Source organism: Methylobacterium sp. J-059 (assembly GCF_022829485.1).
Classification (GTDB): Bacteria; Pseudomonadota; Alphaproteobacteria; order Rhizobiales; family Beijerinckiaceae; genus Methylobacterium.
The window spans coordinates 1-16,205 of the sequence record NZ_JAKSYA010000047.1 but is presented as its reverse complement, the minus strand read 5'-3'; the positions used below and the strand labels follow the sequence as shown (position 1 = coordinate 16,205).

Below are 16,205 nucleotides of genomic sequence, written 5' to 3'. Positions count from 1 at the left end.
CGGGCAACCTCGCGACCTCCGGCTACGGCCCGAGCACCATCGCCGGCCTCGGCTCCCGCCTCGACTCGGCGGAAGGGCGGATCGGCGGCGTCGAGTCCCGCGTCGGCGCGCTGGAATCGCGCACGAACGCCCTGTCACAATACACCACCGAGACCCGGCGCGAGGCACGCCAGGGCGTCGCCACGGCGCTGGCGATGCCGACCGCGTCGATGCCCTCGGCGCCCGGCCGCACCACCTGGGTCCTCAACAGCGCGACCTATCGCGGCGAGTGGGCCGGCGGCGTAGCGCTTTCCCATCGCCTGCCGACCGCCGTGCCGCTGGCGATCAACGTCGGCTACGCCTATGGCGGCGACGGCGGCCACGGGGTGCGAGCCGGGCTCGGCGGCGAGTTCTGAGCGCCCCTCCCGCCCGGCTCCCGCCCGGCGGGAGGGGGTCAGGTTATTGCCCGTCCTGGCAGCCTTCTGTCCGTTCTGCCACATCCTGCACAATTACCTGGAGCACAAACAGCAGTGATGGCGGACGCTGTTTTGCAGGAGGATGCTGGCGCCTACTCCTAAGCGAACCTAGAGGCTTGGCTGGTCGTTCATCCGCGACAGCACTCCCCGTACGCTCGTCCTATGGAGATCCCATGCGCGCGCTTCTTGCCGGCGCTGCTCTGTTCGTCCTCGCGGCGGCCTGCGCTTCGGCACAGCCCTACGACGATCGGCGCCCTCCACCCCCGCCGGACGAGGACTTCGACAGGCCACCGCCTCCGCCTCACCGCTACCGGCCGCCTCCGCCGGACTTCGATGACGACAGACCGCCACTTCCGCCGCGTCGCCGGGGACCACCTCCACCGGATGATGACGACGATGGCCCGCCCCCGCCGCCCCGGTCTCGCGCCTACTGAAGCCCGCGAACAGGCTCACCATCTGGTAGGCCTGTTCGCTTTTTGTGCCGGCTGTGTCGCAGGCGTAGCAGCCTTCGCAGAGGCCTTCGGCTACCGTGAGGCATCCTTCAGGTGCCTGCCCATGCTCAGCCTCACCTCGATCCTCACCCGCAGCGCCCTCGTGGTTGTCACCGTGGGCGGCCTCGCCGCGCTGGCGGATGGCGCGGTGCGGATGCAGCTCGAACAGGCTGTACGGGGCAATCTGAGCATCGTGGGACGTACCCCGGCGCCGGTGCGAGTTGCCCGCGTGGATGAGCGCTACGTCGCGAAGGGGCTCGACCGGAACCGGCTTGGCGCGACTGTTCGGATGGTCGGTGCGGACGACGCGCAGTAGCTGCACTGGCGCGTTGGCGACTGCCGTGGCACCACAACGAGATGCCGAAGACTGTCGAACCGAAATGCGAGGCCAAGATCAACGGCGTCTGGATGCCCATGAGCCTTCTTGAGGCAAGGAGTAAATACCGTTTGGCTCCGAAGCGATGCTCGATTTGCCATGGGGCAGTGTCGATCATGGGGAGCTACACGGCTCCTGTGAAGCACAGGCTCACACATCGACGGATGCACACTGGATGCCCGCTGATCCCAAAAGCCTACTGCGGTACATCTTCACCGCACCCCAACGCTGCGACCTGACGGTGACGATGCACGTCACCCATCGTCAATCCGAGGCCTAAGCTCCGTCGCTTCGCTTGAGGTCGGAGGGCTATCGTAGGGGAGACTGGCCGATCCATGTGCGCCCGTTCCAAAGCTCGAACGCGCGGCCCTCAGCGATCCAACTCATAAGCGCGAGCGCGTCCTCATCGTTGGGGGCGTCGATGATGACGATGCTCGTTCGGTCATCATCGAGAGATAGGACGCCTCGGTAGGACGACCGCCACGCTACGCTTTTACCGGTCTCTGGGCCCTCTAGATCTTTGGCCATGCTGGGCTCTTCGCTCAGGACGAGAGCGAAGGTAATTCGGCTCGGCGCTGAGTGGTTCGCGACGGCGCCGACGAGGCCGCACCGTGCCCCCCCCCCCAGGGCGGTGCTGCTCTGCCGGCGCTCGGCCATCAGCCGGTCGCTAAGGGCAACCTGGCGGGACAAGGTTAATAGATCGTTGCCTTGGCTGTAGCTACACGGCCGGATCAAGACTATGGCCGGCTGGATGCCCGGCACCGCGGCGCTCAAGATCGTTGCCGACGACGAGACCATTGAGCTTGAGAGCGCCACGTTCCTGGTCAGTTCGGTGAGGTGCCGGACGAATTCGCCGAGAGCCTACAAGGCAGATAGGGCTCAATCACTAGCGCACAGATTATTGAACAAAAACGACCGCGCGCACGTTTGATTTTAGTATCAACGCGCCGGTATTGGCGCAGCGTGAGGAACACTTATGTCGATTAAAACACTCGCACTCGCCGCCTCGTTCACCTTGGCGCTGTCCGGCGCCGCGCTCGCACAAGCAACTGGCCCCTCGGGCACGACCGGAACTGGGATGGGGGCCAGCAGCACTGGCGGTTCAACCACCGGCCAGCCGAAGGAACTCGCTACCCCTGGCGGCGCGAACGCCGGCGGCGGCACGGGCTCTACCCCGATGACGGCCCCGGGAGCGAACGGGATGAGCACAGGGACCGGTGCGCCGGGCGCTGGCTCGTCGGGCATGAGCAGCCCGTCGACAGGGGCCGCCGGAGCGCGCTGAGCGTTCGTCGCGACAGCATTGAGCGCGTTACGCTCAATGCCTACGAGTTCGGCCCCGCCATCCGATCACCGACTGGCGGGTGCCATCCGTCTCACTCCGCAATGATGGCGATGAGCGAGAAGGAACCGGCAAGCGCGAAGGTGCCGGCGACGAGGGACGCGATTAGCAGCATGGGAGAAACCTCAGTCGCCGAACGGCGACGCTTCCTCAACCCGTAAGCTCCAACCCGGTTGCAGATGGGGAACTGCTGAGGGCGGTGAAATTCGCCCATCCTTAATCTCCACCATCATCCCCGACGGTGTCGCTGTCACTGCCGCCGAACAGCCAATCGAGCGCTCCAGCTCCGACTTCGCCGGTTGTATCCCGCTGCTGACCGCTCAAGCGCGGTTCGGGATGCTCGGCCCGCACGTCTGCGAACCATCGGCGCGCGAGCTGAGCGAGGGCCTCATCGGTGAGGAGCGTTCTATCGTGAGGTGGCATCTGAAGGTTTCTTGGACGGCCGAACAGTTCGGCCCCGTCCCGATCTGCTCACGGGACGGGGGAGCCCCGGATCTCACCAGCTAGGCCGATACGCAACTTGGCCCGAGTGCAGGGTGCCGGCGCTTGGTTAGAAGAACGTCATCACGACAGGCGCTGCGGTGTGCCACAATGGGGCGCAGAGTGCCGAGTTAGGCAGCATGACGATTGTGATATTATTTAACCCATAGATTGATTTCTCGAAAAATCTGCGGGAATTAATCAGCAAAAAGCCCGACCGCTTTGCAAGCGGCCGGGCCTCCATATTCTCAACTACTATGAAGAACTTAAATCAGTAGCCGTAACCGTAGGGTCCGTAGCCGTAACGATAGAGCGGACGACGATAGCCATAGCCGTAACCACCGTAGCCTACAGGGGCGTATCCACCGCCGTAGTAGCCGTCGTCATAGCCGTAACCGTAGCCACCATAGCCACCATAGAGGCCGCCCGCTGCAAGGCCGAGCCCCACCCCGAGACCGAGGCCACCAAGGCCATAACCGTAACCCCGGCCACCGTATCCACGACCGTAGAAGCCCCGGCCATAGCCGCCGCCGTATCCACCCCGGAACCCAGCTCCGCGGAACCCGCCGCCGAACCCGCCACGACCAAAGCCACCGCCGAAGCCACCACCGCCGCCTCGGAAGCCGCCGCCACCGCCGAAGCCACGGGCATCAGCGCTCGCGGGCATGAAAGCGAGAGCAGCAACAAGCGCGGTCGATGCGAGTGCAAGTCGTTTCATCAGGATCATCTCCTATCCAAGCAATCTGATAGAGCAACGCGACCACCCGTCGATGCGATCCGCGCAGGATCTTGACGCATTGTCGCGTTTTCTTGTCTGAATGTTTCTGACGAACATTCGCGCTCGACTACGGGGAGATGAGCCGTAGTCGAGCGCTACATTGCCGGGAGGCAAGATGGGGATCAAGGCCCGGCAGCGTTGCTGATTTAACCTCCTTGCTGCTCGGGTGTTCCGAGCGGCAGCTGACGCACGGCAACGGGTGTCAGAACGCGCCATGCCGAGGCGCCGAGCGGCGTCAGGCCGTCTCGGCGGCCTTCTTCCGGCCACGTGCCTTCGGAGCTGCCTCCGAGGCCTTAGCGGCCTTGGGCTTGCCCTTGGCGGTCTTCGGCGCCTCAGCAACCATCTCGTCCACTGCGGAGGCCATGGGGGCCGCCTTGCGACGTTGCTGGCCGAGGCCGAGAGACCGAGCAAGCTCGGAACGCTGGGCAGAGTAGCTTGCGGCGGTCGACGGGTAGTCCGCCGGGAGGCTGTAGCGGGCCCGGTAGGTCTCCATCGTGAGGCCAGCCTTGGTAACGTGGCGCTTGAGCGTCTTGTACCGCTTGCCGTCGATGAAGGAGATCAGCGCGTCCGGCGTGATCGACTTCTTGATCTGCGCCGGCGTCGGCTTCTCCGGGCCAGCGGGCTCGGCCGGTGCTTCGTTGGCAAGGCCAGTAAATGCCGCGTGAACCGAAGCGATCACGTTCGGCAGTTCGGACACCGGCACGTTGTTGTTCGACACGTAGGCCGCCACGAGGTCGGCCGCGAGTTCCATGAAATTGGTCGATTGAGTTTCGACTTGATCGTCCAAGGTCGTCTCCTCCACAAAAGGAGGCCTACTGCTCTACACACTCCGCCGGATCGTCAAGTGATAGCTTGGCGGAAAATACTGAAGCCGATCAGGTGTCCTCATAAAACCGTGAGAACACCCCAAAAGCACGTTCACGCAGGAACTTGGCTACTCTGTTTCTGTCCCGATTCGACGGCATCACGCCGTGGAAGGCTCTATCCATGAACAAGCCCATCCTCGGCACGACCCTGGCGCTCGGCCTCCTGCTGGGTGCAAACACAGCCAGCATGGCGGCACCAGGCGACGGTCTCGACCCCAACGCCTCGGCGACCGGGAACAGCCAGACGCATCTCGCCTTGTCATCGCTGCCACCGAGCGATGTGCAAGAGCCGGGGCTGCCCTGAAGGGGCGCCCCGGTTCTTACCTCCCACTACGATTGCCAAAGCTGCCCGATCTTTGCAGTATGAATGCAAAACACAAATGATCCGTGCGGTTTATTGACGCGTGAGACTTGTATTGGCTCTTATATTAAGCGATCCTAATTTGCATCGAATATGAAAGAACAACCAAATGATGCATAAAAATCAAGCACAGAGCGCCGATACGATTGCGTTGGTCAACAAAATTGTGATGGCCTACGTCTCAAACAATCACATACCGGCGGTGGAGCTTCCGGGATTGATGAGCACCGTTCATTCGGCTCTCAACAATATCGCCAGCGGGACAGTTACCGATGGTGCCAACGCCCCGGACGATGAAGTCGCGCTGCCGACACCGGCAGAGATCCGCAAATCGATCCGGCCCGACGGGCTGGTCAGCTTCATCGATGGCAAGCCCTATAAGACGCTGAAGCGACACCTGAACGGTCACGGGCTTGGCCCGCACAGCTACCGCAAACGCTTCGGCCTACCGGCCGACTACCCCATGACCGCAGCGAGCTATTCCGAAAAACGATCAGCCCTGGCGCGCGAGCTCGGCCTAGGTCGGCCTCGCCGCATGGCCGCCTAGAGGGCCACAGGGCCCGCCGCTAGACCGCGGCGGGCTTTGGAGGTGGCTCAACCTGCCCCGTAGCCACCCTTCAAGTTGCTAGAGCCGGTCGACGGCGGCTTCCCATCGTAGCCGCCGCTCACGGGCGCGCGGTCCGGCTTTGGATCAGGCAGCCCGGGTGAGGTCGGGCCCGCGCTATCGGCCGAGGGCGGCGGCGCTTTTGCGGGGTCGAGCGGATGGCCCGGCGGCAAGGTGCCGGTGGCCTCCGTCATCTCTGCGTTGTCCTGAACCATCACGCTCTCCGCCGTCTTACCTGATCGGCGAAAGCCTGCGGCGAGCAGATGTTCCGAGGGAGCGGTACTGTCGGAGTTGCACGCCCCCCCCCGCTTCGTCCTCGACCTGACTCGCAGCGGTCGTTCGGCCGCCTACTTCAGCAGCTGCATGAGAGCCCGGCCGGCTGGCTTCTTCAGTTCCTTCGCGTCGAGCTTGCCATCACCATCCGGATCGGCCGCCTTGAAGCGCTGCTCGATCAGGGCGCTATACTCCTTCTTGTCGAGTGAGCCGTCGCTATCGCCATCGGCCGCCTTCAAATCTTTCTTGCTGACCCGGCCGCCGAGCTCCTTCGCCGTAAGCGAGCCGTCCTTGTCCGTCTCGAGCTTATCGAAAGTTGCTTCGCCGGCGGCCTGCGCCTCCCGCAGATCGATTGTTCCATCGTTGTCGGTGTCCATCATCTTCATCGTGCGCTCTTGGCTCGATGAACGAGCATGCGCCGGGAAAGAGAGAGCAACCGGCACCACCAAGGCCGTTACTGTAAGGGCGGCTGTGAAGCGAGCAAAAGAGCGCATGAACAGATCTCCGGGCCATGAGAAGGGCGGCTCCTCAATCGATCCTAGGGCAGGGCGTTCCCCTGTAGGCGATCACGAGGTCTCGATAGCTAATTCGATCTGTCCGATAGGGGCTAGAGAACGAAAAGCCCTACTCGAGCTTGCGCTGCGATTTCCCGCCGCGCTCTGCCCTGGCGACAGCTCTGCCTTCATTAGGTTCTCATCCAGCATCGCCAACCGGGCGCGCTCCCCGCACCGTGCGCCAGGATGTCGCGCGCAGCGAACGGATCGAGCCTGACGCCCTCGCGGCTGTCTCCGACACGCCCCTCGACAAGGGCTGCTACCTCAACGCCCTGAAGAAGGTGCCGGCCACGCCTCTCCCATGTGCAAGTAGGCCGCCGGCTCTCGGTCTTTTTATGTCGCCTCCGAGAGGGCGGGCTCACTAATGGCGGGCGTGATCCAGCGACGAATGTAGATCATGCAACTTGATAGACAATAGGCGCCGTCTCGGCACCTTGAGGAAGGCGCCGGCCGCGCCCGACAGGTTCCGCAGGCCGCCGGCTCTCGGTGTTCATCGTCACCGCCGAGTGGACGAGATCCCCCCATCATGAAAGGTGACCTGGAGTCGAATGTAGGCCTGATATCTCTGCGTATGGAAGAGGACTGAAGCGCGTACCGCTTCGCTACCCGCGTTCCTAAGGCATCACATTGAAGCTCGAAAAGACCTCAGCGGACCTCACAAGCCAGCCATGCCAGCCGCATTCTGTTTGAAAAGCTGTCCCGTCCGGATGTAGCCGGCCGTCGTGTCGAACCGCTTATGACGAAGCTGTTTTTGGATCGCGTGGCCCGGCGCGTCGTTGGCTGCGGCAGAAGTCGCCAGCCCCGACCGAAGGCTGTGACCAGAGAAGGCCTCTGCCCTTTGCTCTGCCTGCCTACGCGAGGCGCCATCAGCCATCGCCTGGGCCACGATAGCCCGCTTCACGATCCGGGCAACGGCCCGGCCGGTGATTGCCTTCTCTCCGAGCTTCCCATGGCGAGTAATCGGCCGGAACGCCGGGCCAGTCTTTATCTTGGCAGCCTTCAACCACGCCCGAAAGTTACGCACGGGGCACGTAGCCGGATTACTGCCGAACGGGATGCCAACCTCCGTGCCGACACCACCCTGATCCGTCTTGCTCCGCGACAAAAATACGACAAGCCCATCCGGGCGATCCTCGATCCGCGAGGCGCCATCGCGGGCGGTGACCTCGAGCGAGGCGAGTTCGGATCGGCGCAGTGCAGCGGCAAATCCGATGAGCAGGATCGCCCGATCGCGCTTTCCAGTCAGTGTTGCGGGGAGCGCTTCGACCGCCCGGCGAAGGTCCGCCGTCATGAGAGGGGACTTCTTGTTGGCCGGGCAGCCCTTGACGCGCTGGATCCCCCTCCAGGTGTCCTTGAAGGCGGCCGAGGCCGTATCAACCGCATACCCCGAAACTGCATGGTACTCGCGGATCGCAGTGAGGTGCCGGCGTAGGGTGGAGACCTTGAGCCGCTCGGCGCCATCGATCAGATAGGCCAGCAGCGTCGCTGCGCTCGCCGGCAAGGGGCACGCGTTGTGGACCTCGCACCACGAGATCCAGGATCGAACGTCGCCGGCATACGACCGGCGCGTGCTTACGGATCGGGCTTGGTCGGCATAGTCTCGGGCTTGGCCTGTAAACGCTCGAATTTCGATCGGAACTGGAAGGCGTTCAGAATGCAAATTCTCGATGAGGATCAGTTCGTTACTCATGGTTTTCCCATGCGTCCGATAATTCACTATTATAGGCCCCTGAGGTACGTTTTCAGATCATGCTAAAAGCACTCAGGGGCCGCGGTTTTACAGGCTCTGGCTCCCTACGCGACTGTCGGACCGCTGTATCCAACCGGGGTTTTCAGGCTGTTGTCGTCGAACAGGCCGGTGCCGTTCCGGGTGTTCGCCTCGGCGACCTGATGGCGGGTCACCGAACGCCCAACCGTCCGGCCGTCGAGTTGCACCGACGTCGCGACGTGGATCGGCGCGGAGCCGCCACGATGGATCACCGAGGACTGCTTGCCCGGGACGGCCGGAGCAGCGCCGGCGGGCGCCGCCACCGCCGTAGCATTCATCTTTGAGATGAAGTTGGAGAAGGCCGCCGCCGCCGCGTTGAGCACCCCAGGAACGCCGCCAGCGGCAGCGCTGACCTTCCCAAGCCCATCCGCCGAACTCTCAAGGCCGGTCGCAGCCGGGGGCGCTACGGTGCTTGTCCTGCCAAGGGCAGCTGCAGCCTGATCAATCGATGCCGCGACGTTCTCGGGTGAAAGGCCCAGCCCCTGAGTGCCGGCAGCCCGGGCCTTGTCCTTCGCGATGTCGTAGGGGCCCTTACCCTCCGAGGCGACGCCAGGAAGCATGTCCGACGGGTTGGACGTAACGCCGTGATCGGTTTTCGCCCCATTGGCGATGCCCGGGCCGAAGCCCATAGAAGCCCAGATCTTGTCCCAGGGGATCGACAGCGTGGCGATCGTTACTGCGGCACCGGCGCCGATCGCCAGCGCAGGAACGGAGAGTGTCGTTACGGCTGCGAGCGCTAGGGCTGTGGCACCCGCCGTGGCGACGCCACCGGCTGCGGCGCCCGCCAGCCCAAAGCCAGCTTCAGCGACCACGGGATGCTTCTCGAGCGTGTCAGCCAAACCACCGAGGGCAGCGTTGATCCTCGTCAGGTTCTGGACGAAGAGCGGAATACCCGGATCCGATAGGGCTGTCGCCACAGCGTTTGCTTGCGACTTCGTTCCTTGGATGACCGCGTAGGGATCTTCCTTCCGGTACCGGGTCGTATCCCCTAACGTACCCGCAAAACCGGCGGAGTCCTTTTCCAGCTTGTTCTTCTGCTGCGCCAACTCGAACAGGAACCCGTAGGCGTTCTTGTCGGTAAAGATTTTTCCAAGCTCGCGGAGCAGATCCGCCTTGTTGTCGGTGTCGATACCCCCTGCTTTCAGCTTGGGGATCACGTTGTTGTAAAGCCAGAGGTCTGGGTCGGCCGCGCGATCATACGTTTTGCCGTCGAGGCCGGTATCCGAAAACTGCGCACCGGGCTTCACGCGACCCGTCTTGCTCAACTGGATCGTGTTGGGCTGAAGGAGGCCCATCTTCTTGGCCTCATCGAGGCCGGCGACCTGCATCCGTAGCCCGGCGATGCCCTTCGCCGCGAACGTCCCGAACTGGGTGCCGGCTCGCTGGCCAATCTCCTGTGTCAGCGCGGCAAACGGGCCGTACCGGAACCGGTCGCTGGTCAGGTTGAGCATCTGACCGGCGCTCTTCTGCGCGCTGAAATACTTCGACGGGTTCAACTGGTCGCCATACCAGAACGCCAGCCGGGTCAGGGAGTTGACGTGCTTTTTGACACCATCGGCGGTGATCTCGTTGGCGGACTCGGCCGACTTCACCGCGGTGTAGATTTCGGAGACGGCAGTCTTGGCGCCCTTGTTGCCGGCCTTGGCCTTCAGGGCCGCGAACTCGGGTAGGATGTCGGGTGCCTCGTGGGTCGCCTTGTCGATATCGCCAAGGATGCCGCGCAGGTCGTTGATGTGCTCGAAGATCTCGAGCGGCGACAGGTTCGGGAAGTCCTGCGATCCCTTGTAGGCGGTCGACCGGGCGTGGGCGATCTGCTCGGGGTTGGCGCCGGTCTGGCGCATGCCGAGCTCGATGTGCCGCATGTCGATGCCGGTCTCGGCAACGTTCTCCATGAGGTGAACGCCACCGGTGACGCCGACGATGCCGGCGAGGGCGGATCCCTCGTGCCCGGCAAGGCCACCATGCCCGCCACCATGGCCGCGACGGCCACCGGCCCCGCGACGCCCGCCGTGGGTGCCGCCAGGGGACGCGCTACCGGCACCGCCGCGGCCACCGCCCATACGGCCGGGCGACGGCAGGTTGACGTTCTGGGCCGCCGATTGGAGCTTCCGCATCGCGCCGGCGGCCGAGTTAATCCGGCTCGTCCAGCCCGAGATCGACGAGGTCACCCCGCGCGCGGCGCTCGCGACCCCCTGGGTCTCACGGCGCATCGTCCTCATCTCCACGAGGGGCTTGCCGATCGCCGAGGCCCACTTCGCCATTTCACGGTCGAGGCCGTTCCCGCCGCCCTTGAACCCGGTCAGGGCCCGGCTGATGCGTGCCAGTTCCTTTTCGACGCCGCTCGCGCCGCGATGCGCGCCTGACAGCGCTTTGTTAAACCGATCGACGGATGATGCGGCGCGATCGGCGGGTGAGCCCCATCGGGCGACAGCTTTTTCGACTCCCTTGGCCTTCTGCTCAAGGGCTGACATGGTCTTGAGCATCTTCGCCAGATCGGGGGCGAGGTTGCCGGCCAGCGTCATGCTGGTTTGAATTCGATAAACATCCACGAGCAGCACTCACATGTTTGCTGTGCCGGAGGAGACGCTGCATCTAAATGGACAAATACAGCTGTTGCTTCGCGCCGATTATTTTGCCTTCGATGATCGAAGGGTTATGATGTTGCATGACGGGTGTACGAAGGCGATCAAGGAAGAGACGATGAACGCCTCATCCATGATCACCCTGCGCTAGGACACGCCGCTAGCGGTTCGTGATGCCAGCGAGATGGCGATAGACTGCGCCGCCGAGGATGGCGCGCACCTCACCCTCCTTGGCGACGGCTGCGGCCTTGAGCACCGGCCGCGGCGGGATCCCGCGCGACGTCCCGAGCTCGTGCCATAGCGCCTTGTCGTCGTCGGATCCGACGACGGCCTCGGTAGCGCTGACGACCTTGCGGGCGTAGCTGTCCCGCATTTCCCCGGTCTCGAGGAGGGGGCTATCGCCGGTTGCCTTCCGCACGATCGTCTTAGGCTGCAACGCCGGCCACCCGGCTTGATAGGTGCCAGGGAGCCGCTTGGCCTCGTTCAGGACCACTTCGGACGCCTCCCCGAGCGCACGCTTCTGCGCAGCTGGTAGCGTGGCGATGCGCCCGGTCATGTACGCGATGAAGGCGCCGATCGATTTGAAGTCGCGCGCCACCCTATTCCCTCGCCTCGAAGCGCCACGAACTGAAATTGAAGATGCCGCCGCGGTTGATCCCGCGGATGATGCACATGGCTTGGCGCATCGTCGGGTCGAGGCTGAACGCTACGTCGAAAGGGATCCCGCCCTCGATAAGTGCCATGCACTCCTGCAGAGCGGGATCCTCAGTCAGTTTTTTATGGCGTCCGGATCGAAGTCCTCGGCTTCGGCGGGTTTGAACGCCTTACCCATCTCCTCGGTCAGGTCGTCCCAGTCCTCGCCGATCCGATAGACCAAAGCCTCTATCTGGGCCTGCGAGGACGGCATCGAGACGGGAAAGCGATCGATGGACGTCACCGAACACGCGATCATTGCGTAATTTGCATAGATCGCATTCGTCACGAACTCGGAGCCTATCGCCTTGGAGGCGAGCATGCGATCGAGCGGGCCGAGGCGACGGACACCGAACACACGGCCGCTCGGCAGCGTAATCTCGGCCACCTTGCGGGCCGGGGCCGCACGGATGATCGTTTCGGATGGGGTCGGCGCGGCGACGGGCGCGGCGCTCTCGCCGGCCTCAAGGATCTTCACAGTCATTGGGAGGCCTTATTCACTTGGTTGTGGTGTGTCTCGGCCGGTCAGAGTCCGAAGACATCGGGGAGGCCGCCACTAAGGGCGGTGCAGGTACTGGTTTGAGGGGCCCTGCATCTTCGGACAGGGGGATCGCCATGGACGACGAGCCAGGGCGGCGGGCCGACCGGCGGCGGCCCGAACGGGGGAAGGGTTCGCAATCTGCGCGTTAAAAACGGTTCGTTTTGTCCCTGTTTTGGGATCGAAACTGCCGATTTCCGAAGGATTTTGCCCAGTTTCAGAGGGGAAATGGCCCTAAGGGACGTGCTTTCCCTTCGGGAAGTACCCGGGCTCTGGTTCTCTGCCTTGGCAACTCGAACCAGGCGAGGGAAGTAGATTTCTCCCAATATCTCAGCGTCTTACCGAATATGGTAAGCGAACCGGCGAGGGGAGGGCTGCAACCAAATCGCGGGAAGCGGTCGATTACTTCCCGTCTATAAAAAGGGATGCCGCTCCAACGATGCCGGAATTAATCTAGTAGGATCACCCCGCCGATCACCGATCGCAGCAAGGCGCCGAGCGGTGGTTGCCACTTTGCCCTGCTTCATGAGGTGGTCAATTTCCTCAACAACCGGCCCTGTGACAATCTCACGGCAGCGATGGCATCGTAGAAGTCCGCGCCTGGGATCGCTGCCTTAGCCTCCCGGCCGGCAATCCAGCCGGCAGGAACGACACGAGCGGGCAAGCGGGCGGGAGCTGCCACGGGAGCTGAGGCAGCGAGGGTGGTGGAGGTCATTGAAGGTCCGTGGTTGGCGGTACGATGACAGCCGGCCCCGGGATTGCCCGGGATATTCACGGCTGGTGGGGAGCGGCCGCGCTTCTCATGGCGATCGGCGCAGCCTACCTGCGCGTCCGAGTGGATCGCGCTGGATTAGAATGATTTCCTAATGGCGGCCTCGGCCGCGCCGTTCCACAGGGCTTGCCCTAGCGGAACGGCGATCCCTGGAACGGCCGCGCTCTGCCCAACCGTTCCGATAGAATGTGATTGCCTTTTGGAACGTCTCGCCCCTCTATATCTAAGAACCTATTGGAACGAACCGAACCGGATCCCTCTATGCTCGTCGGCTACGCCCGCACCTCGACCCTGGAACAGGGCGCCGGTCTTGAGGCGCAGGTGCGAGACCTCAAGGCGCTCGGATGCGAGCGGCTGTATCAGGAACAGGTGTCCTCGGTCGGGACCCGATCGCAGCTCGAAGCTGCCCTGGATTTCGTGCGGGAGGGGGATACCCTCGTCGTGACCAAGCTCGACCGGCTTGCGCGGTCCGTCTCGCACCTTGGCACGATCCTCGGCGCGCTCACGGCGAAGGGCGTCGCCCTGCGGATCGTCAGCCTCGGCGTCGACACCTCCACCCCCACCGGCAAGCTGATGCTCAACGTCCTGGGAGGCGTGGCGCAGTTCGAGCGAGAGATTATGCTGGAGCGCCAGCGAGAGGGGATCGCCAAAGCCAAGGGCGAGGGCGCCTACAAGGGCCGCAAACCCACCGCGCGGGCCAAGATGGCGGAGATCAAGGCCCTATCGGCGGAGGGCCTGAGCATGGCCGCCATCGCGAAGAAGCTAAGCATCGGCAAAGGCTCTGTGCATCGGGCCCTCAACCCGAAGGCCGTCGAGGAGCGGACATGCCCCCTCGGCCTATAGCGGCCGATGGATCCTAGGCGAATGCAGCGGGCGCCAAGGCCACTGACCTGTCCCGCGGCACCATCTACCGCATCCGTGACGGCCGGGCGGAAGCTGAGGCGGCGCTTGCCCGCTGGGGCGCATGATAGGCGTGGGCCGATCATGCGCCTCCAGGTAACGGATAACCCGACCCCCATCATGCCGCTGCGACCAGCCTGAGGGAGGGGCGACCACTCCCGCCATGGTCGATCCCGAACTCAGCGAGGACGTGCGCCGGCACCTTCGTTCGCGGATCGTCTGGCGGCTCGGTAAGGCCCTGCCATGGCCAATGGCCACAGCGGCTCTCCCAGGACCTCACACGGGCCCGCCACTCGTCCTCGGGCACCCGGGCAAGCCGTGCCGCCGGATCGGCCCGTGCGGCCTCCCTATGAGCCTCTGGCGCATTGGTGAACCGCTCGAACCGCCCCTGGTTCAACCAGGTCGAGGCCATAGGGACGAGTTCGGTCCCGAGCTTGCCCTTAGCGCGCATGTCGGCGGCATGGGCTCGCACGGCGCTCAGGATGGCCGCTGGGGTGATACCGCTGCCGATGACCTTGCCGTAGGCCCTCAGAGCCGTCTTCCGGGAGTTGTCGCCGTCCCGTTTCGGGTAAGCCTTCCAGAACTCAGCGAAGCCTTCCGGGTCCGCCCCCTTGGGGGCCTTAGGGGGTTCTTCTCTCCTCTCCTCTCCTCTGCTTCGCAGCGTCGAAGCATTTGCTTTCGCCGCATCGTTATTTTTCAATGACTTAGAAGGGGCCACTGGATGGTCACTCGACCCGCACTCGGGGGTCACTCCGGGGTCACTCGACCCGCACTCGCTAGTCACTCGGGGTTCACTTTGTTTGCCACCCCCGGCGATACGGTGGCTTTTACCCCCCATTTCGCCAGCCGCGCGCCTGGTCTCCGATAGGCGCTCCCGGTTCGAGAGCTCAGTCGTCACCCTGCGGTTAGTCAGGAGGCCATCCGGCGTGCGCTGGATTTTTCCGGCCTTCACAAGCTGTCTAACGAGGCCGGCCGCCTTCGAGTTGGCACACCGGAAGATGCTCATGAGGAAGCGGGTGGAGCCCGGGACCGGACCACCTGCATCGTACATCGCGTGGCAGAGGCGCAGGTACGCAGCCTCCTGCTCAAGGCTCAGGTCAACCGTACCGGTGTTCCAGGCGCGGAAGTCCATCTTGTAGAACTCGCCCTTCATCGCGCTGCCTCCGCAAGGATGTTACAGGCGATGTCGCAGAACGCCGTAACCCGGATTGTCGGACCGGACCGCTGCTTCAGGATCTCGATCTCCAGCTCGTTCTGGCTATCTGAAAGACGAACTTCCTCTTCGTCCGTTCTATCGACCTTCCGTTCTAGGTAGTAGGATTCACGAAACAGTCCAAGGACAACGTCGGCATCCTGCTCAATCGATCCGCTCTCCCGCAGATCCGAAAGCATGAGACGTTTATCAGGGCGCTTCTCTACTTCGCGATTTAGCTGACAAAGCGCCACTACAGGAATGCCAAGATCTTTCGCAAGCCCCTTCAGGCCGGAAGAGATCTCGGTCATCTCCTGAACACGGTTGCCCGCATAACGCTTGGACGGGCGAATCAAACTGATGTGGTCGATGATGATCGCCGACAGCGCTTGGCCCCGTCGCTCGGCCTGTAGGCGCATTTGGCGAGCTCGGGCCGCGATCTGGGCCAACGTGAGCCCGGCCTGCTGCTCGATCCACAGAGGGATATCAGCGCAGACCCGCTGCGCCTCAATCAGGCGCTCCATCGCCTCGTTCGAAAGATTTTTCGCTTCGGCGATAGCGCGATAGGAGATCGCGTCTCGCGCACGTGGATCGTAAGCGACCGCAGCGAGAACACGCTCGCTGAGCTGGTCCGCGTTCATCTCCAGGGAGAAGAAGCCGACAGGGCCAGCGTGCTGGGCGGCTGAAATGGCCACATGTAGGCCGACCGTCGTTTTACCCATGGCGGGCCGGCCGGCCAGGATGATGAGCTGCCCACTCCGCATGCCGAGCGTCGCGGCATCAAGCCTCGGCACGCCGTAGGGCACTCCACGGGGCGCCGCTCCCTGCCGGATCTCGTTGGCTTGGGCGAGGACGTTGGCGGCGCTGGTCCCGAGCGAGATGCGCCGGGCATGGTCGGCGAGCGATGCACTGGCCACCGCGTCCAGCGCCTCGATCATGCTGCCGGCGGTCTCGGCCGGGTCATGCACGGTGCTGCCAGTAATCGCTGCGATGCCGAACTGCGATGTCTCGAATACAGCCCGCATCCGCGCGTCCTGTGCGACCAATCTGGCGTAGCTGGGGGCGTTGCGGATGGTAGTGGCGCCGTGCATCAGGTTGACGAAGGACTTCCCGACCGTGACCCCGCCCAGGGTCGCATTGCCATGCACCGCCCTCATGCGCCCGAGGTCAAGTGCGTCGCTGG

15 protein-coding genes and 1 pseudogene are annotated in these 16,205 nt (G+C 63.7%); 6 read left to right on the top strand and 10 right to left on the bottom strand.

Translation table 11 applies throughout. The annotated features are described in order from the left end of the window. Positions 1-395 (top strand): annotated as a pseudogene (locus MKK55_RS04740) (hypothetical protein); the annotation flags it as partial. A gap of 615 nt (positions 396-1,010) precedes the next feature. Then, positions 1,011-1,262, top strand: a complete 252-nt coding sequence (locus tag MKK55_RS04735) for a hypothetical protein (RefSeq protein ID WP_243933548.1) — start codon at positions 1,011-1,013, stop codon at positions 1,260-1,262. A gap of 2,150 nt (positions 1,263-3,412) precedes the next feature. On the opposite strand, the gene MKK55_RS04730 is transcribed toward MKK55_RS04735, so the two are convergent. Both MKK55_RS04730 and MKK55_RS04725 read right to left on the bottom strand, forming a co-directional pair. Beyond that, positions 3,413-3,868 (bottom strand): hypothetical protein, encoded by a 456-nt coding sequence (locus MKK55_RS04730; RefSeq protein WP_243933547.1) that lies wholly within the window; start codon positions 3,866-3,868, stop codon positions 3,413-3,415. A gap of 286 nt (positions 3,869-4,154) precedes the next feature. Next, positions 4,155-4,706, bottom strand: coding sequence for a MucR family transcriptional regulator (locus MKK55_RS04725; protein WP_409566017.1), 552 nt, complete (start codon positions 4,704-4,706; stop codon positions 4,155-4,157). Positions 4,707-4,906: 200 nt separating this feature from the next. Here MKK55_RS04725 and MKK55_RS04720 point away from each other — a divergent pair, with 200 nt between their 5' ends. Both MKK55_RS04720 and MKK55_RS04715 read left to right on the top strand, forming a co-directional pair. Beyond that, entirely contained in the window at positions 4,907-5,089 is a 183-nt protein-coding gene (locus MKK55_RS04720) for a hypothetical protein (protein WP_243933546.1), read from the top strand. Positions 5,090-5,255: 166 nt separating this feature from the next. Then, positions 5,256-5,693 carry a MucR family transcriptional regulator gene (locus MKK55_RS04715; RefSeq protein ID WP_243933545.1) on the top strand — a complete coding sequence of 146 codons (438 nt, stop codon included), beginning with the start codon at positions 5,256-5,258 and terminating at the stop codon, positions 5,691-5,693. A gap of 404 nt (positions 5,694-6,097) precedes the next feature. Here MKK55_RS04715 and MKK55_RS04710 read toward each other — a convergent pair whose 3' ends face one another. The 3 genes from MKK55_RS04710 to MKK55_RS04700 form a co-directional block, all read right to left on the bottom strand. Continuing rightward, entirely contained in the window at positions 6,098-6,517 is a 420-nt protein-coding gene (locus tag MKK55_RS04710) for an EF-hand domain-containing protein (protein WP_243933544.1), read from the bottom strand. A 715-nt stretch (positions 6,518-7,232) separates the two neighbouring features. Then, complete coding sequence (locus MKK55_RS04705; protein WP_243933542.1) at positions 7,233-8,267, bottom strand: site-specific integrase; 1,035 nt, start codon at positions 8,265-8,267, stop codon at positions 7,233-7,235. Between the two features lie 104 nt (positions 8,268-8,371). After that, positions 8,372-10,903: a hypothetical protein gene (locus MKK55_RS04700; protein ID WP_243933540.1), complete on the bottom strand. Its 2,532-nt coding sequence runs from the start codon at positions 10,901-10,903 to the stop codon at positions 8,372-8,374. 4 nt (positions 10,904-10,907) lie between these two features. Between MKK55_RS04700 and MKK55_RS04695 the strand changes: the two genes are divergently transcribed. After that, on the top strand, positions 10,908-11,078 hold the full coding sequence (locus MKK55_RS04695) for a hypothetical protein (protein WP_243933538.1): 171 nt from the start codon (positions 10,908-10,910) through the stop codon (positions 11,076-11,078). Between the two features lie 9 nt (positions 11,079-11,087). Here MKK55_RS04695 and MKK55_RS04690 read toward each other — a convergent pair whose 3' ends face one another. Genes MKK55_RS04690 through MKK55_RS04680 form a run of 3 tightly spaced genes read right to left on the bottom strand, consistent with a single transcriptional unit; the run spans position 11,088 to position 12,104 of the window. Beyond that, on the bottom strand, positions 11,088-11,525 hold the full coding sequence (locus MKK55_RS04690) for a hypothetical protein (protein WP_243933536.1): 438 nt from the start codon (positions 11,523-11,525) through the stop codon (positions 11,088-11,090). Between the two features lies 1 nt (position 11,526). Beyond that, positions 11,527-11,670, bottom strand: coding sequence for a hypothetical protein (locus MKK55_RS04685; protein ID WP_243933534.1), 144 nt, complete (start codon positions 11,668-11,670; stop codon positions 11,527-11,529). 26 nt (positions 11,671-11,696) lie between these two features. Next, positions 11,697-12,104 (bottom strand): hypothetical protein, encoded by a 408-nt coding sequence (locus MKK55_RS04680; RefSeq protein WP_243933531.1) that lies wholly within the window; start codon positions 12,102-12,104, stop codon positions 11,697-11,699. 1,087 nt (positions 12,105-13,191) lie between these two features. Between MKK55_RS04680 and MKK55_RS04675 the strand changes: the two genes are divergently transcribed. After that, positions 13,192-13,773, top strand: coding sequence for a recombinase family protein (locus MKK55_RS04675; RefSeq protein WP_243933530.1), 582 nt, complete (start codon positions 13,192-13,194; stop codon positions 13,771-13,773). Positions 13,774-13,948: 175 nt separating this feature from the next. Here MKK55_RS04675 and MKK55_RS04670 read toward each other — a convergent pair whose 3' ends face one another. Continuing rightward, positions 13,949-14,983, bottom strand: coding sequence for a DUF1376 domain-containing protein (locus tag MKK55_RS04670; RefSeq protein WP_243933528.1), 1,035 nt, complete (start codon positions 14,981-14,983; stop codon positions 13,949-13,951). Further along, on the bottom strand, positions 14,980-16,205 hold a 1,226-nt coding region (locus MKK55_RS04665), incomplete at its 5' end, for a replicative DNA helicase (RefSeq protein WP_243933526.1). The genes MKK55_RS04665 and MKK55_RS04670, both read right to left, overlap by 4 nt.

What these genes read in the sequence shown, in the direction of transcription:
- MKK55_RS04735 (WP_243933548.1), top strand. Translation starts at nt 1,011, where the DNA reads ATGCTCAGCCTCACCTCGATCCTCACCCGCAGCGCCCTCGTGGTTGTC.
- MKK55_RS04730 (WP_243933547.1), bottom strand. Translation starts at nt 3,868, where the DNA reads ATGATCCTGATGAAACGACTTGCACTCGCATCGACCGCGCTTGTTGCT.
- MKK55_RS04720 (WP_243933546.1), top strand. Translation starts at nt 4,907, where the DNA reads ATGAACAAGCCCATCCTCGGCACGACCCTGGCGCTCGGCCTCCTGCTG.
- MKK55_RS04715 (WP_243933545.1), top strand. Translation starts at nt 5,256, where the DNA reads ATGATGCATAAAAATCAAGCACAGAGCGCCGATACGATTGCGTTGGTC.
- MKK55_RS04710 (WP_243933544.1), bottom strand. Translation starts at nt 6,517, where the DNA reads ATGCGCTCTTTTGCTCGCTTCACAGCCGCCCTTACAGTAACGGCCTTG.
- MKK55_RS04705 (WP_243933542.1), bottom strand. Translation starts at nt 8,267, where the DNA reads ATGAGTAACGAACTGATCCTCATCGAGAATTTGCATTCTGAACGCCTT.
- MKK55_RS04695 (WP_243933538.1), top strand. Translation starts at nt 10,908, where the DNA reads ATGTTTGCTGTGCCGGAGGAGACGCTGCATCTAAATGGACAAATACAG.
- MKK55_RS04685 (WP_243933534.1), bottom strand. Translation starts at nt 11,670, where the DNA reads ATGGCACTTATCGAGGGCGGGATCCCTTTCGACGTAGCGTTCAGCCTC.
- MKK55_RS04680 (WP_243933531.1), bottom strand. Translation starts at nt 12,104, where the DNA reads ATGACTGTGAAGATCCTTGAGGCCGGCGAGAGCGCCGCGCCCGTCGCC.
- MKK55_RS04675 (WP_243933530.1), top strand. Translation starts at nt 13,192, where the DNA reads ATGCTCGTCGGCTACGCCCGCACCTCGACCCTGGAACAGGGCGCCGGT.
- MKK55_RS04670 (WP_243933528.1), bottom strand. Translation starts at nt 14,983, where the DNA reads ATGAAGGGCGAGTTCTACAAGATGGACTTCCGCGCCTGGAACACCGGT.